A 16,869-nucleotide genomic window follows, 5' to 3' on the forward strand; every position below is an offset into this window, starting at 1 on the left:
CCTCCCTCATTAATTCGTTTTCATCAATAAGTAAATGAAGTAAGGTGCACCTAAAGCAGAAACGACTAGACCAACTGGCACCTCTGATGGTGCAAGTATGACGCGACCAAGTGTATCTGCCAGTAATAATAACAGTGCGCCAATCAACGCAGAGGCTGGTATCATTCCTTGGTGCTTTGGTCCAACAAGCTTTCTCGCAAGGTGCGGTGCGGCTAACCCTAAGAAAGAGATACTACCTGCAACAGCGACACTTGCACCTGCTAATGCAACGGCAATTAGCATCATGAAGCTTCTTTCTTTATGAACTGAAATCCCTAATCCATAGGACAGCTGGTCACCTAAATTCATGATATTTAAGTAGCGTGCTCTCACAAGCGCTAACACAAGGAAAATAAGCATCCATGGCAGAACTGATAAGACATACGTCCAGCTTGAGCCCCAAATACTTCCTGATAGCCACACGATGGCTTGGTTAAAATCATTTGGGCTCATTTTTAATTGAATGACCACAATTGCTGCTGAAAACGCAGCGTTGACGCCAATACCCGTTAAAATTAATCGAACAGGTGTGATGCCTTTTTTCCACGCTAACACATAGATGAGAAATGCAGCAAAGGCTGCTCCTGCAAATGCGAAAAGCGGCAGGATAAAAATCGTCAATTGACCTAAGTTCGACATCGTGCCTTGAAATACAAAGATAAAAAGCACAACAGCAAAGCCTGCGCCCGCATTCACACCAAGAATTCCAGGATCAGCTAAGCCGTTTTGAGAAACACCTTGCCAAATAGCTCCTGAAACAGCGATAGAAGCACCAACAAGTAAAGCGATGATCATTCTTGGAAGTCTGAATTCGAACAGCACCAGCTCATCCATTTCGCTTCCGAATCCAAAAAATGTTTTCAATGTATCTATCGGAGAAATACGAATTTCCCCGGTATTTAAACTAATCAAAAATACCACGACGATGGCTAAAAAGATCATCAGCATCGTTCGTTTATATTTCTTTATCTTTGCCTGCTGCACCATTTCCATTTAAATTCCGCTCCTTTCACGTCTAGCTAAATATAAGAAGAAAGGAACGCCTATAATCGCAGTAATGGCACCAACTGGCGTTTCAAATGGCGCATTGACCAGTCTTGCAGCAATGTCTGCATAAATTAACAAAATGGCCCCTAAAATAGCTGAGCAAGGGATAATCCACCGGTAGTCCACTCCGACCAAGAATCGAGTGACATGGGGTATGACAAGCCCGATAAAGCCAATTGAGCCTGCCACCGACACAGCAGCACCGGTTAAAAGAATCACGACCAATATGCCTAGCACCTTGACCGTTTTCGTATACTGCCCGAGTCCTTTAGCCAATTCATCACCTAAGCTCAGTACAGTGATCGAGCGTGCAAGAATCATCGCAACCACAAGTCCTGCAATGGCGACTGGAATAACGACCTGAATGTTGCTCCAATTCAAGCCTGCCACGCCGCCTGCGTACCAAAAGCTCATGTCCTGAGCGACGTCAAACCGAATGGCAATTGCTGTAGAGATCGAGCTTAAAAGAGCTCCAACTGCCGTACCCGCTAGTGCGAGCTTCACTGGTGTCAGGCCTCCCTTAGACAGAGTACCGACACCAAACACAATAGATGCACCGAGTGCGGCTCCAGCAAATGACCAAAGAATTAATGTGAAAGAAGATTGACCTGGGAAAAAGGCAAATGCTATCGCAATTGCAAATGCAGAGCCATTTGTCACACCCATAATTTCAGGAGACGCAAGCGCATTTCTAGTCATCCCTTGCATGATGGCACCAGATACAGCTAAAAAGGCACCGACGAGTGCAGCCCCAGCTGTACGAGGCAGCCTTAATTCTCGAATGATTTGATGTGACGTTTGTTGTGGATCAAATTGAAAAATGGCTTCCCATACCGTGTGTAGATGAATATTTGCTGCTCCTAATGATACTGATAAAAAAAGACCAAATGCTAAAGCGATAATTCCTATGATGACAACAGCTGCTGTTCCAAAGGGCTTCGTAACAATATCCATTTCATCGTCCCTGGCTGGCAGCTGTTTATTCGATTGTGAGCCCAAAACCAGTCTCTTCCTTTCCGTTCATATCTATTCGTTATTAATGATAATGATTATCAATCTCGAAGTCTAGTATATCATTTTCTTTCCTTTTTGAAATCATTGTTCTGAACATTTTCTTTATTTTCATCAAAAAACCGGGAGAAATTCACCATTTTTCTTTTGGTCCTAAAATAGCCGATGTATTTTTCATTCCATCATGTTACGATATAATTGAAATTGAGAATCATTATCATATGAACGTGAATAGGAGAGAATCTTTGTGAAAAAACGATCTGGATTTCTTTTGATATCCTTAGCCATTCTCATGCTTTTTACAGCTGCTTGCGGCAGCACTTCAAATAAAAAATCTGGCGCCAACCAGAATGACACCATCACCTATCAGGATGTAAAAGGTGAAGTCAAACTCCCTAAAGATCCAAAACGAATTGTGCTTCTCGCTGAAAGCTACTACGGTGACCTCGTGACACTTGGCAAGACGCCAATTGCTGCAACTGCACCTATCTTTAAAAACCCTTTCTATAAAGGCAAAACGGATGGTGTCAAAAACCTTGGAACAACCCCTTCTGTCGAAAAGGTCGCCGCTTTGAAGCCAGATATGATTATCGCTTGGGGTGAAGATGAAAAATTTGATCAATACAAAAAAATTGCGACAACCGTTGCCATTAAATACAATCAATATTCCTTTAAAGATCAACTGAAAGAATTCGGTAAAATGACAGGTACACCGAAAAAAGCAACAGAATGGATCACAAAATGGGATACAAAAATAAGTGAGGTAAAGCCTAAAGTCACAAAAGCAATCGGCAACAAAACTGTTTCAATCGTGTCACCTTTTGATAAAGGGATCTATATCTTTGGAAACACCTTTGCACGCGGAGGCGAAATTATTTATGACGAGCTGAAATTACGTGCACCAAAGGCAGTGAAAAAAGATGCCATCGACAGCGGCGTCGGCTATGCAAACATTTCTCTTGAAAAGCTGCCAGAATACGCAGGAGACTTTATTTTCACTAGTCCATGGAGCGGTTCAAAAAGTAAAGGGGATCAGGTGTATGAAAGCAGCATTTGGGCATCACTTCCTGCTGTACAAAATAAACACGTATTTGAAATCGATCCTGTCGGGTACTTCTTTAATGACCCAGTTTCATTAGAAGGACAGCTTGAGTTTATTGTCGATCGTTTAACTTCTGCATCATAAAAAAACGTTTCTCCAAATGTGGAGAAACGTTTCCCTTATTCCGTTCCTTTCGCAAATCCTTTTGACATGAATGGATAAAGCAAAATACCTACTAAGAACAGGCCGATGCCAAGTCCAAATGTTTTCAAATCAGCTGTTCCTGAAATAATAACCCAAGCGGAATATCCCATCGCAATCAGCGCAATGATTCCGTCTCTTGTTCGCTTCCCTTTTTGAAGGTCATACGTGTCACCTTGCATAATGACTTTAATGCTGTAGATCGAAGACACAATATACGGAATGAGATACGCAAGTGTCGCTGATGTCGTTAAAAAGGTAAAAGCTTCATTAATCGTACGAGACATTACTGAGAAAATAAACAGCTGTGACATGATATTTGTAACCGTTAAAGCAAAAACAGGACTGCCTTTTTTGTTTGTTTTTGCAAATACTGCTGGGAAATCGCCAGCCTTTGCTGCTTGATACGGTACTTCTGAACCAAGTAAGATCCAGCCGAGCATCGAGCCAAATAAACAAATAATCGCAAGCAGTGCCATCACAATTCCTCCAGCCGGCCCAATAATAAGCTGAAGCACGTCAACGAATGGTTTATCTGAGCCTTGCAACTGATCGTGCGGCAGGACGCCCATTGTAATCAAAGTAATAATCATGTAGATAGAGAGTGCAATTAAAAGACCTGTAATCGTTGCACGTTTCACATCACGCTGCGAGGACGCTCTTCCTGATAAAATGACAGCAGATTCGATGCCAATAAATGCCCACAGTGTGGAAATGGCCGCATGATGAACTTGGCCTCCAAGTCCGAGCATTCCTTCACCTTCTGCTGCCACTGGGAAGTAATAATGTTCAAATAATGCCGTTTGGAATGCAAATAATCCCGCAACGATAAAAAGGACGAATCCAAGTACCTTTGAAAAGGTCGTAATAAAGTTTAATTTACTTGCAGCGCTTAAGCTTGTAATTAAGATCGTATGTGTTCCCCAAAGAAGAATGGTACATACAATAAACGTTGTCAGCTGACCAAGTGTGATCGCTTCTTTACCAAAGGTGAAAATCTCCGTCTTCACGGTGAGAATAGGGAAAAATGTCGTTAAATAACCGGCAAGACTCGTAATAATTGCGACATTACTAATCCAGCTTGCTACCCAATATCCCCAAACCATTGTAAAACCAGCCGCTTTCCCTTTTTTCGGATCGTTAAAAAGCGCTCTTGCATAACTTTGTGGTCCAGCCGTTAGCTGTGGCTTATGAATGGACAAATGCCCAAAAACAAGTGCAATCATCAGCACACCGCCACCTGTGACAAGCCATGCCATCGTCACACCTAAAGGACTAGCATGCTGGGCAAGCGTACTTGGCAGCATAAAGATGCCTGAACCTACCATATTTCCGACGACAAATGCCGTCAATAACCAAAAACCCCATTTTTTTGTCTGTTCCATTTCCGTACCTCCGTTATATTCACTTCGGACCAGACCCGGCAGTATCTTCATTGATATATTTGTGAAGCAATGACTTGTATTCTTTATGTTCATGGGTCACTTTCTTAACAGCATACCCTTATCTTCGGTACTCAGAACATAAAAAAAAGCCTGAACAACAGTCCATGCTTTTCAAAACATACACCTTGATCTCCGGATAGCCCTCCACGCTTCAAAGACGTGGCAGTCCTGCATTTATTCAATGCAGACCCAGCATAAAGAAAGTTGGAGCTCTCTCTACACTTCGGCGCTGATGCCTTTTTTCTCATGATCTTCGATTCCATCTCTCCCATGAGTGACTCATCATCCGCGCAACCTCTACCTCACTGAGACATAGCGTGAGGATTTCTATTCATTTTTACTACACGAAGGTTATCAAACATTCTCATTTCTGTCAAAGGGTAAAACATAGAAAAAGGGCAGAGATACTTTTCTCTGCCCTATACCTGCTTATTGATCATTGTTTTTCTTCTTTTGTACAGCTTCCTGAAGCGGATCGCCTGCTAGCTCTTTGCTTGCTTCTTCTAACAGCTGATCTACTTGCTTGTGGTCTTTCTCGTTTTTCGCCTTTTTATCCTTTTGGAAAAATGACATCGCTGTTTCCTCCCTTTTCATAAAATGCGGTTGCCTGATTAATTTGTGCTACAGTGCGCCGCATTATACAAAGTGGAAAGGCTTAATCATCATGAAAGGTCTGTCTCATTTTTTGCAGATACATCAAAAAGGTCTTTAAGTCTTCCTTTGTGAAGTCTGACATCATATGCTGAATCACCTTCCCAAAAAGGCGTGTATGTTTCTCATAAATCGCCTTCCCTTTTTCGGTGGCTTCTAATCGGACGAGTGAGGGGTCATCTTTGTCCCGTTCTCTCTGAATATAGCCCTGCTCACACAATTTGTTGAGTGCAATGGAGGCTGCACCTGGGTTTAAAGAGAGTCTTTGTTTCAGCTCTTCGGCATCTGATACTTTGCCTTGTATCAAAATAGAAAGAGCATATATCTGCGGAGGCGTGATGTCTTTTTCTAACTCAAGTAACTTGCGGTTTAATTTACGGCTGACTTCATAATGTACAAGAACAATTTCTTTTAAAATGTCTGCATTACCCATCCGAATCGCATCCTTATCGTTAGTATCAACATGACTTCCCTCCCTATTATAGAATGTTTTTCCAATCAGCCAACCCTTTTGTCCTTTTTTTCTTTAGAAATAAGCCTTGCTGAATGAATTCACCCTTGATATAGTGAATACTTGAACAAAAAAACAGAACAGGAGTACGCATCATGACAGGAAAAACACACATTATGGGCGGAATCGCCGCCTCAACGGCCGTCGCCTACTACTACGGATTCGACCCAGTGATCATGGCTGCAGCTGGATCAGCAGGTGCTTTGATTCCTGATCTTTGCCATACAAAAAGTAAAATCGGTAGAAAATTTCCGCTGCTCTCGGCCCTGATCAGCAGCGTGTTCGGTCATCGCACATTTACACACAGTTTATTATTCCTACTGATCATTTATTTTCTCGCGACAACATACATTCCAAATGACAGCCTAAGTATCGGTTTACTAGTTGGAATGGCGAGCCACCTTATCCTTGATGCTGGGACAGTGAACGGCATTAAATTTTTATTTCCGGCTTCCATTAAAGTGCGTCTCCCTTTCTATGTCAAAACAGGCAGCACAGGAGAACAAGTCGTACTAGCTGCTCTCACCGTCGTCACCTGCTATTACATCGCCGTCATTTGCGGCTTATCGATCCCCATCCAGTTCTAACAGAATAAAAAAGAGTTTTGCGAAAAAGATAAGTTATGAATTGATCATTCCTCATTTTTTTAGTAGGTTTAAGATAAGTGTTTTTGCCTTGCAGCTGAATACAGAATGGTGAGGAGATACATAAATGAAAGCGTTTTTCAAAAATCACTGGTTTTTAGTGTATTCCATCCTTTTCATGTGGATGAAAACATACATCATTTATCAACTAGGTTTTCACATACGAACGGCCAATCTGTTTCATGAATGGCTGCTTTTGATCAATCCACTTAGCTTTCTACTTCCTTTGTTTGGGATAGCTCTCTTTTTAAATGAAACCAAACAAAAGGTTTTTTTATTGACTGCAAATTTTATTCTCACGGCGATTTTGGTATCGAATACGATCTTTTATGGCTTTTATATTGATTTTATTACCATTCCCGTGCTATTCCAAGCGAAGAACATGGGAGATATGGGTAGCAGTATGACGGAATTATTCCACCCGCTTTTTGTGTTGATGCTCGTTGATTTTGTCGTACTTGCTTGGCTGCTCAAGCGCAAACCATTAGCCCCAAAAGCGTCATACAAGACGATCAAAACATATTATGTGATCTGCTGTAGTTTCCTATTGTTTCATATCAGCTCAGCTATGATGGATCACCCTAGATTTCTGACAAGCTCTTATGATCGTGAAGTCATTGTTAGAAACCTCGGGCTGTTCCAATTCCATCTGTACGACGGTGCTGCCCAAACAGCACGCATTGGACAAAAGGCCTTTGCAGATGAAGATACGCTTTCTACTGTAGCAAACTACACCAAGGCTGATTACAGCGCACCAAACGAAGAGTACTTTGGGCTTGCTAAAGGCAAAAACGTTGTGTTCATTTCACTTGAATCGACGCAGCAATTTGTCATGAACCAAAAGGTAAATGGACAATATATCACTCCCTTTTTAAATCAATTGGCTAAAAAGAGTTTTTATTTTGATGAATTTTATCAGCAGACAGAGCAGGGAAAGACGTCCGATTCAGAGTTTATTGTTGCTAATTCCCTCTATCCTTCTAGCAGTGGCGCTGTCTTTTTCACAGCGAGTGATAATAAATATGACACGTTATACAAGCAGTTGAAAAAGGAAAACTATCAATCCGTCCAATTTCATGCGAATAACAAAACGTTTTGGAATCGTGATGTGATGTATGAATCACTAGGAATTGATCGTTTCTATGATGTCGATTCTTATCATGTCAATGAACGGAATTCCACTGGCTGGGGCTTAAAGGATATCGACTTCTTTGATCAATCCATTGATTATTTAAAAAAGTTGAAGCAGCCTTATTACAGTACGTTCATCACTTTGACCAATCATTTTCCATTTGAAATTGACCCGCAGGATCAGTTTATTGATGAATATGATTCGTCCAGTACCATTTTAAACCGCTATGTGACGACCGTCCGCTATCAGGATGAAGCGATTAAGATGTTTTTTGATCGTATGAAAGAAGAAGGATTGTATGACAATACGATGTTTGTCCTCATGGGCGACCATTATGGCATCTCTGAGGCACATCATGAGGCAATGGCACAGCTGCTCAATCAAGAGGAAATCACACCGTTTGATGCGGTCAAACTGCAGCGTGTTCCATTTTTGATTTACATTCCTGGTGTCACGGATCAAGCACCACAGACCATTTCTGAAACAGCAGGTCAAATGGATGTCAAGCCGACACTTCTTCACTTACTAGGGATTGAAACAAAGAATTCCATTCAATTCGGCAATGATTTATTTTCAGATGAACGGACGCCTTTCGCTGTATTGAGAAACGGGAACTTTATTACAGATGAGTATCTCTATACAAAAAACACCTGCTATGATCAAAAAACAAAAGAACCCGTGAAGCAGGATGAAGTATGTCAGCCCTATATAGAAAAAGCCAATAAAGAGCTCTCCTTATCAGACAAGGTGATCAATGGGAATTTACTGCGTTTTTATCAGCAATAAACAGGATCAAACGATCTCTTTAGTCATCACACTGAAAGTCGCCATCAGGCGGCTTTTTCTTTTCTCTTTTTACTGAAAGTCTATGAATGCCCAAATAAGTTTGCTTATAATAAAGGGAAATACATGATAATGAATGATAAGAGGTGTGAACATGAAGTATACATTCTTAGCCCTCATCTCCATATGTTTGCTCCTGAGTGGATGCCAAACTGAGATGAAGCCATCTAATACGAAGAAAAAAACAGAGCTTGTGATTTCAGCAGCGGCAAGTCTTCAGGATGCGCTAAAGGAGATTGAAGCCTCCTTTCACAAACAGCATCCACATGTGACATTAACAAATAACTTCGGATCATCCGGCGCATTGAAGCAGCAAATCGCTCAAGGAGCAAAAGCCGATCTCTTTTTCTCAGCAGCAGAAGAGCCCTTCGATGAACTTGTTCAATCTGGAGACATTGATCAAGATTATATCAAGGATGCTATACAAAACGAGCTAGTCCTTATTGTGCCAAAAGATGGCTCTTCCTCTATTAAAAGCTTTCAAGACGTCCAGCACATAAAAGGAAAGATTGCTCTTGGCACACCTGAATCGGTTCCTGCTGGTACATATGGCAAAGAGATCTTTACAAAACTGAACATATGGGACCAAGTGAAAAAGAATGCTGTCTATGCCAAAGATGTACGTCAAGTTCTAAGCTACGTCGAAACAGGAAATGTAGACGCTGGTGTTGTGTATAAAACAGACGCCCTCGTTTCTAAAAAAGTAAAAATCGCAGCTGAAGCAAATTTGGACATGCACTCTCCGGTTATATATCCAGTAGGGATTGTCAAAGGGACAAAACATCTAACGGAAGCCAAGGTCTTTTTTCAATTTCTTCAATCTGATAAAGCCAAATCTATTTTTAAGAAATATGGCTTTCAAGTGTCGTAATGCCTATGCTGACTGAAGATTTTCTATCACCCATTTGGCTGTCCATTCAAGTGGCGATCGTTAGCGGACTGTTGGCCACTGTTTTTGGCACAACGATTGGCTTTTGGATGGCGCGAACAACTTTTAAAGGGAAAATGCTTGTGGAAACGCTTCTGATGATGCCACTCGTTCTCCCACCAACAGTCGTTGGCTTTTTATTGCTCGTCGTATTCGGAAAACATAGCGTAATAGGGGGCGCGATTGAATGGATCTTCCATCAACCAATCATTTTCACATGGTGGGCGGCGGTCATCGCTTCGACAGTCGTCGCATTTCCGCTCATGTATCAATCAGCAAAGGCGGGCTTTTCTACAATTGAGTCAGATATTGAAGGGGCTGCAAAAGTAGATGGTGCTCATTCATTCCAAGTCTTTGCCTATATTACTGTACCTCTTGCCCTGCCATCCCTCTTGTCCGGCAGCATCCTTAGCTTTGCAAGAGCCCTTGGAGAATTCGGAGCGACCTTAATGTTTGCTGGCAACATTCCAGGAAAAACCCAAACACTCCCAACCGCTATCTATGTGGCGATTGATTCTGGACGCATGGAGCTTGCTTGGACCTGGACGATCTGTATTGTGATCTTATCTTTTATGATGCTTTTGGCTGTGCGTAGAAGCAGTACGTAAAAAATCCCTCTATTTTAGAATAGAGGGATTTAGGCTACATATTTACTTTGCCGTTTTACAATTGTATAAGTCATCAATGATGACAGGTAGAATAGCAATGAAATACTAATCAGTATGGTGATGATATTCACGGGAATAGGCACAAATAATTGGTAGTTTCCTTCAAACGAAAAAAGGTGCAAAGCTAAGTTGGCAATCATGTTTTTCAAATCAAAGACACCTAAGTTAGGGATCAATAAAAAATAGACCATGTAGATGATCCCTGATAAAATAAAACTTCGACATAAACTACCTAAATAAAAAACAAGTGTATTAAATAACCAACTAGTACAAATAACAAACATGAATTGAAGCAATATAGAATGTTCATTACTATCTTTATATGTAAACAATTGGACAGATATATCATTTGATATGGCAGAATAAAGGATATGACTAGCTATATAAGAAATAAGAGAAAGAATAGGAATCAATAATAGAATGATGACATACAGAGATAATTGCTTAGAAAACAACACATCATTCCACTGATATCGAACTGCCTTTATTTTCAGCGTTTTATATTTAACATCATATGTTGATAAATAAATAGCATATAAACCAAATACGAGAGGATAAAAGATAAATCCCATCCATTCTAAAGTTGTTGAAATCGTTTGAGTCGGTTCCATCAAATGAAGTGAATGAATAAACTGCTCATAATCATATTTCAAGACATTCTCGACAACTTCCCCCTCAGCTCCGGCTAATTCTCCTTCTTCTATGTTAACTGGCATCGTCAAAGCCTTCTTAATATCAATACCGAGCTCTTTGTATTCACTTTCTGTTTTTACATATTGGGCATAGTTGGATTTCGTTGTTTCATATTGAGCATATACATTCCATAACGAAATCAGCATTAATGGAATGAACAAGATAAGAAATGCTTTGGCATAATATTGATATAAAAACTCTTTTTTCATTAATTTATAAATATGCTTGATAGATGTCACCCAAATCCTCTCCTTTTTCCTGAAAGTCATGGATTTGAATCATTGATTTGTCTTTTAAAATAAACAATTCATCCACAATAGATGAATAAAATTCAAACTGATGACCTGTAGCAATAATCGTCATGTCTTCAGACCATTTCTTAATCATTGCTTTTAACTCCATCATTGTTCCATAATCTAGTCCATTTGATATCTCATCTAAGAATAAATAAGTTGGTTTTGTTAAGGCAATGAATATGAAACTTAGCTTCTTTTTTTGTCCATAGGAATAATGTTTGACCTTCTTTTTGAGTATCTCATGTGGTAGGTATTCTCTTGCCAGTTCATCACACTTTTTTTGATCAACAGGGCGATTTAACAATAAACGTATATTTTGATAGCCATTTAGATTTAAATAGAGTGGAGTATCATCAAACATCACCTGAATCTCATTTCTTACTCGATCAATTGGCTGATGATTATACAAGATTTCCCCTTCATAGTGTTCTAGCTGAAGTAAGCATTTCATAAAAGTTGTTTTTCCGGATCCATTCTTCCCCATGATAAAATTTATTTTTTGATGTTTTATTTGAATATGTAAATCTTCAAATACAGGCTGATGTCGATATGTTTTTGTCAATCCTTTTACATGGATCATTTTCCAAAAAAACTCCTCTTTTTATTTATATTCAAAATTTACCATATAACCTATTATTATTCCATAAAGTTCATGTGATTTAAGGTGGATTTAAAAAGATATGCTCGCTTTCAATAGCTTTTAATTTCTTTAATAAAAAAACACCTTTCCATTAGTCACAGAAGTTTATCACTCCTACGCCTATCGAAAGGTGTTTTTATCATTATTCTATTTCATTATTATTCAAACCCAACCGTCATCGTCTCTGGATTCGAGCCGACGCGTTCGTTATTGTTTAATGCATCAATTTTTTCCATGTCTTCTTTGGAGAGTTCGAAATCGAAAATATCTGCATTTTGTTTAATTCGTTCTTCGTTGATTGATTTTGGAATCGTCACGACGCCGCTTTGTAGATCCCAACGCAAGATGACTTGCGCAACAGTTTTGTTGTAGCGTGTAGCAATGTCCTTTAATACGTCATGATCTAATAGCTTTCCTTGCATAAGCGGAGACCACGCTTCAATTTGAATGCCTTTTTCTTTTGCATATTGACGTAGTTCGACAAGTGTCAGTTTCGGATGAAATTCAACTTGGTTCACGGCTGGAACAACCTCTGCATCTTTTAACAGCTCTTCTAAATGCTGAATATAGAAGTTGCTGACGCCAATGGCTCTCACTTTCCCATCCTTGTAAAGCTTCTCAAGCGCACGCCATGTGTCTTTAAATGTTTCTGCATTTGGACCAGGCCAATGGATCAAATAGAGGTCTAGGTAATCAAGACCTAATCGATTCAAGCTTGCGTCAAATGCAGCCAGCGCTTTGTCATAGCCTTGATCCGTATTCCATACTTTAGACGTAATGAACAAATCTTCTCGTTTCACGCCAGATTCTTTAATTGCTTTGCCTACGCCTGTCTCATTTTTATAAACGGCAGCCGTATCAATACTGCGGTATCCGTTTCGTATGGCTGCTTTTACGGCATCTACCACTTGATTGCCGTCCTCCACTTTGAATACACCTAAACCAAACCAAGGCATTTCTACTCCGTTATTCAGTGTTACGGTATCATTCAAGCTTTTGACCATTTTAACAACCACCTTTTTCATAGATTCCATCTTTTTCATTATCTCACGTTGTCCATTAAAACTCTATTATCAGGCGTTTTTCTTCGCTTCGATGGCTAACAGCAAAGCACCTGTCATGCCGGCCTTATCCTCAAGTCCAGGAGAGACAATGTATGAATCAAGCGGCGGCAGGTCTACATAATCATTGAGATAAGCAGCAAGCTTCTCTCGAATTAATGGAAACAGCTGTTTTTGTTTCATGACGCCCCCGCCCATAATGATGCGTTCTGGGCTTAAAATGAGCGAGTACTGCATTAGCGCCTGCGCCAAATAATCGGCTTCAAGTGCCCAAACTGATTCTTCCTCTGTCAGTTCTTTCGCAGATTTCCCCCATCTTTTTTCAATCGCTGGTCCAGCTGCCAGTCCTTCTAAGCATGTCCCATGCGCTGGGCAAACTCCTTCAAAAACGTCTGATTCATGCTGCCTGACAAGGATGTGTCCCATCTCTGGATGCGAATGTCCGTGAAGAAGTTCGTTTTTTACAACAGCGCCTGCACCGATACCCGTACCGACCGTGATATACATACAGCTATTCAGCCCTTTGGCTGCTCCTTTTGTTAATTCACCTAAGGCTGCCGCATTGACATCTGTTGTAAAAGATACTGGGACTTTTAATTGTTTCTCTAGCTCTGGGATGAACGGATAATGCTTCCACTCTACTTTCGGCGTGTTCATGATATAACCGTAAGAAGGGTCGTCCTTTTGGACACAGATCGGTCCAAAGGAGCCGACCCCTAATGCTTCAATGTCATGCTGCTCGAAAAATGGGATGAGCTCTTGTAATGTTTTTTCTGGGTGCTCTGTAGGAATCGTCATTTCTTCGAGAATATCCCCGTGCTCATTGCCGATTGCACAACAAAACTTTGTACCGCCAGCTTCAATTGCTCCATAATACGCCATCATTGATCTCCCCCTGCTTGTTCTCTTTCTTCATCATAAAACATAGGGGAGGAGATGACAACATTACGTATTGGTCAAGAGAACAGCTTCCATATCATTGATATACTCCCTTAGATGATGGGCAATATCACGATTGATTTCACCATTTTCATACAACGTTTGAATTTCATTTCGAATCGTCTGTACAGCTTGGAAGTTAAGCTCTTTTTTCTTCCGGTCAAATGAACGATCTTTTTGCTGAAAGAAGCTTGGGCCGTGTTCACAGCGATAAATGACTTGGTTGTAAAAGCCAATCACTTGATGACACGTTTGTTTATTTTCATCGTTCATATGCTGCTTGATCGAGTCAACAGCAGCCTCTGCCGTTTTCTTACGGATTTGTTTGTACGAGTCCTCGTTTTCTAAAATACCACTGGAAACGAGCTGATTCGGCCGCCATAATTGGAGCCATTGAAGCAAGCGTAGAAACTTCACTTTTGAAAATCGAATTTTGAAGGAGTTTGAGTACAGCATTTCGAGCTCATGAAATCTTTCTTGCAGCTCATAGGCTTCTTGTTGATCGATTTTCTCTTCCTCAATGAGTTGTTGGAGCTTCATCTGCTCCGCTTTAATTCCGTGTAGCCTAATCTTTTTCTCTTGTCTTCTCATCCCGAATTGGTACGGCTCACGCTGGATATTACGCAGCTTCATTCGGTAATCATTGATGAGTGCAAGAGACACTTCCCTGTTGTCTTCATTCATTCCTTCTCTTAACGTTTTAATAGCACTTCTCAGCAGCTTTCGTTTCGCATGCTGAATCTTTGTATCCAAATCGACAGCGATTTGTTTGTCTTTTTTCTCGGATAGAAGAGGCAGTAGCACACTAGCTAAAATGAGTGTACATAAAATGACGCCTGCTGCGAGGAAAATAATCAAATGTCGTTCAGGAAACGGTGATCCGTCCGCAAGTGTAAATGGGATGGAGAAGGCACCGGCTAATGTCACGGCCCCGCGTACACCAGAGAATGTCATGAGCATCGAGGCGCGAAGTTTCGGTTTTTTCACGTTTTGCTTTTTCGTTGCGCTCCATTTCCCTGCCCAGAAGAGCCATACCCATAAGAACCTTAGAATCATAAGACACAGCGTGATGATTAAAATGTAAGTGATGACCTGCATATTATTAAACGCTTCATCCTGGAAAATGACTGTCGATACATCAGGAATCTGCAATCCAAGAATAACGAAAACAAGTCCATTTAAAATAAATAAAATAATATTCCATGTGTTTGATGAAGCAATTTGTAGTTTGGCTAAATTTGCCTCCATTCGATCCTGCTCAATAGCGTGTGTCACACCGCCAGCAACAACGGCTAAAATGCCGGATACACCAATTTCTTCAGCGGCTAAATAGATGACAAATGGTGTAAGGATTTGCAGGATGATGTGCATCGTGACATCGTCCATTCCTAAACGGCGGAGAAAATAGCGAAAACGAATGATAAAAAAGGATAGAATAAACCCAGTCAATAGACCACCTGCGGCAATTAGGACAAAGCTAAAGGATGCCTCAGCGATTGAAAAAGCGCCAGTCACTGTTGCAGCAATGGCAAATTTAAAGGCGACAAGTCCTGATGCATCGTTCATCAATCCTTCGCCTTCCAAAAGTCTCATGATGCCCTTTGGCATATTCACACGGCTGGAAAGAGCACTGACTGCTACCACATCTGTCGGTGATAAGATCGCTGCTAGCGCAAAGGCGGCTGGAAGCGGAATGCTTGGGATCATCCAATGGATGGTATATCCCGCGACAATGACTGTCGCAAAGACCAATCCTAGGGCTAACAAAAGAATCGGCGCTCTTAATTTCCACAGTTCGTCCCTTGGGGTACGCTTCCCGTCATTAAATAACAGCGGCGCGATGAATAAAACGAAGAATAGTTCAGGATTTAACGAAATATGTAAACCTGAAGGAAAAGCTGCCACCAGTATTCCTAAGCCCACTTGAATTAACGGGACTGGAATAAAGGGGACAAAACGATTGATAATATTAGATGATGCAATGAGTGCGAGTAGTACGAGCACTGCTAAAAAAATCTCCACTAATACGTGCCCCTCCTTAATTCATGTTTTCGTCAAGTTTTGCTTACATGCAGTGATGTGTTCATTTCAAGCATACATCCGTTCAGTGATATATGCCTTCTTAGTATTCCGCAAAAAGAGAAACCAACACATAACAATCCATCTAGGCAAAAAAGACTGAATCCACATATTCAGCCAACTGACAAAATTTTCATCACATGTATTGTTCTAATGATGAACAAAAGATCCTGTTTTTATTTTACACGAAAACTCTATCACCTGCTGAGATCCAGCTCGTATTAAACACAAAAAAAGAGCGAAATCGCTCTTTTCTCGTTTTACCCTTTATTTAAAAAATAAGACCTAGCGGGAAGCCGCCATTTGAATAGGTAGGAACACACCCTGCATACGACGAGGATGAGAAACAGCAAATACAAAGCAATCTCTCCTTGTGCTAAACCGAGTCCTACGAATAAGCCACCAAGCGCTGCCCAGACTGCGTAAATCTCTGCTTTTAGCACAAGTGGCTTTCGCCCTGCTAATAAATCACGCACAATTCCGCCACCGCTCCCAGTCAGAATGGCTGCCACAATGACCGCACTGAGCGGAAGCTCTCTTTGCACCGCAAATAATGCACCTTGAATCGCAAACGCTGCTAAGCCAATTGCATCCGAGAAATTCCCCCATGTGCTCCAGTGCTTGAGCAAAAGCTTTGGAAAAAGAAACACAATCGTAATAGATACAAGAGCAATGGTAAACATTTTGCCCTGTGACCATAAAGCAGACACCGGAAGACCGATTAATAGATTCCGAATCGCTCCACCGCCAAAAGCTGTCACAATCCCTAAAATGTACACACCAAGAATATCGTACTCTTCCTCCATTGCTACTATCGCACCACTAATGGCAAATGCGATAATACCAATGATACTTAAGACTTCCCATGCCATTTTCCGCTTATCTCCTTACATGATCTGATCATCTCATACTACTCCCTTAATGTATATCTGACATAAGCGAAAAGCAATACAAATTTTCTTTAAATTTTATCTTTTTGCAAAAATAAAAAACAGCCTG

At 40.8% G+C, this 16,869-nt stretch carries 16 protein-coding genes and 1 riboswitch; of the genes, 5 read left to right on the forward strand and 11 right to left on the reverse strand.

All coding sequences use genetic code 11. The features are described 5' to 3' along the window. Positions 1-9: 9 nt before the first annotated feature. Complete coding sequence (locus tag MKX52_RS15035) at positions 10-1,032, reverse strand: iron ABC transporter permease (RefSeq protein WP_012011241.1); 1,023 nt, start codon at positions 1,030-1,032, stop codon at positions 10-12. Next, positions 1,033-2,085: an iron ABC transporter permease gene (locus tag MKX52_RS15040; protein ID WP_342490953.1), complete on the reverse strand. Its 1,053-nt coding sequence runs from the start codon at positions 2,083-2,085 to the stop codon at positions 1,033-1,035. It lies immediately after the preceding gene. 259 nt (positions 2,086-2,344) lie between these two features. On the opposite strand from MKX52_RS15040, the gene MKX52_RS15045 reads away from it, so the two are divergent. Next, positions 2,345-3,283: an iron-hydroxamate ABC transporter substrate-binding protein gene (locus tag MKX52_RS15045; RefSeq protein ID WP_342490954.1), complete on the forward strand. Its 939-nt coding sequence runs from the start codon at positions 2,345-2,347 to the stop codon at positions 3,281-3,283. A gap of 35 nt (positions 3,284-3,318) precedes the next feature. On the opposite strand, the gene MKX52_RS15050 is transcribed toward MKX52_RS15045, so the two are convergent. From MKX52_RS15050 to MKX52_RS15060, 3 genes are all read right to left on the reverse strand, one after another. Next, positions 3,319-4,725: an amino acid permease gene (locus tag MKX52_RS15050; protein WP_342490955.1), complete on the reverse strand. Its 1,407-nt coding sequence runs from the start codon at positions 4,723-4,725 to the stop codon at positions 3,319-3,321. 189 nt (positions 4,726-4,914) lie between these two features. Beyond that, a riboswitch (Lysine riboswitch) is annotated at positions 4,915-5,093 on the reverse strand. Between the two features lie 121 nt (positions 5,094-5,214). Then, positions 5,215-5,358: a small acid-soluble spore protein SspJ gene (gene sspJ / locus MKX52_RS15055; RefSeq protein ID WP_088001264.1), complete on the reverse strand. Its 144-nt coding sequence runs from the start codon at positions 5,356-5,358 to the stop codon at positions 5,215-5,217. Positions 5,359-5,440: 82 nt separating this feature from the next. Then, a complete protein-coding gene (locus tag MKX52_RS15060) occupies positions 5,441-5,869 on the reverse strand; it encodes a MarR family transcriptional regulator (RefSeq protein WP_088001262.1) in 429 nt (142 codons plus the stop codon). A 173-nt stretch (positions 5,870-6,042) separates the two neighbouring features. Here MKX52_RS15060 and MKX52_RS15065 point away from each other — a divergent pair, with 173 nt between their 5' ends. The 4 genes from MKX52_RS15065 to modB all read left to right on the forward strand — a co-directional run bounded on the left by MKX52_RS15065 (position 6,043) and on the right by modB (position 10,102). Next, positions 6,043-6,534: a metal-dependent hydrolase gene (locus MKX52_RS15065; RefSeq protein ID WP_144470463.1), complete on the forward strand. Its 492-nt coding sequence runs from the start codon at positions 6,043-6,045 to the stop codon at positions 6,532-6,534. Between the two features lie 124 nt (positions 6,535-6,658). Continuing rightward, positions 6,659-8,509: an LTA synthase family protein gene (locus tag MKX52_RS15070; RefSeq protein ID WP_342490956.1), complete on the forward strand. Its 1,851-nt coding sequence runs from the start codon at positions 6,659-6,661 to the stop codon at positions 8,507-8,509. Between the two features lie 151 nt (positions 8,510-8,660). Beyond that, positions 8,661-9,437, forward strand: a complete 777-nt coding sequence (gene modA / locus MKX52_RS15075) for a molybdate ABC transporter substrate-binding protein (protein ID WP_119125364.1) — start codon at positions 8,661-8,663, stop codon at positions 9,435-9,437. Continuing rightward, complete coding sequence (gene modB, locus MKX52_RS15080; protein WP_342490957.1) at positions 9,437-10,102, forward strand: molybdate ABC transporter permease subunit; 666 nt, start codon at positions 9,437-9,439, stop codon at positions 10,100-10,102. Before modA ends, modB begins: the two co-directional genes overlap by 1 nt. A gap of 29 nt (positions 10,103-10,131) precedes the next feature. Here the strand turns inward: modB and MKX52_RS15085 are convergent, their stop codons facing one another. The 6 genes from MKX52_RS15085 to MKX52_RS15110 all read right to left on the reverse strand — a co-directional run bounded on the left by MKX52_RS15085 (position 10,132) and on the right by MKX52_RS15110 (position 16,742). Continuing rightward, on the reverse strand, positions 10,132-11,094 hold the full coding sequence (locus MKX52_RS15085; RefSeq protein WP_342490958.1) for an ABC transporter permease: 963 nt from the start codon (positions 11,092-11,094) through the stop codon (positions 10,132-10,134). Beyond that, a complete protein-coding gene (locus tag MKX52_RS15090) occupies positions 11,069-11,731 on the reverse strand; it encodes an ATP-binding cassette domain-containing protein (protein WP_342490959.1) in 663 nt (220 codons plus the stop codon). The genes MKX52_RS15085 and MKX52_RS15090 overlap by 26 nt, the downstream gene beginning before the upstream one ends. A gap of 218 nt (positions 11,732-11,949) precedes the next feature. Next, complete coding sequence (locus MKX52_RS15095; protein WP_342490960.1) at positions 11,950-12,795, reverse strand: aldo/keto reductase; 846 nt, start codon at positions 12,793-12,795, stop codon at positions 11,950-11,952. A 69-nt stretch (positions 12,796-12,864) separates the two neighbouring features. Next, positions 12,865-13,734, reverse strand: coding sequence for an ROK family protein (locus MKX52_RS15100; protein ID WP_342490961.1), 870 nt, complete (start codon positions 13,732-13,734; stop codon positions 12,865-12,867). A 63-nt stretch (positions 13,735-13,797) separates the two neighbouring features. Further along, entirely contained in the window at positions 13,798-15,813 is a 2,016-nt protein-coding gene (locus tag MKX52_RS15105) for a Na+/H+ antiporter (RefSeq protein ID WP_012011255.1), read from the reverse strand. 317 nt (positions 15,814-16,130) lie between these two features. Then, positions 16,131-16,742, reverse strand: coding sequence for a trimeric intracellular cation channel family protein (locus MKX52_RS15110; RefSeq protein WP_012011256.1), 612 nt, complete (start codon positions 16,740-16,742; stop codon positions 16,131-16,133). Positions 16,743-16,869 lie beyond the last annotated feature (127 nt).

Origin of the sequence: Bacillus sp. FSL R5-0422 (genome assembly GCF_038610765.1) — a bacterium.
Classification (GTDB): Bacteria; Bacillota; Bacilli; order Bacillales; family Bacillaceae; genus Bacillus; species Bacillus pumilus_O.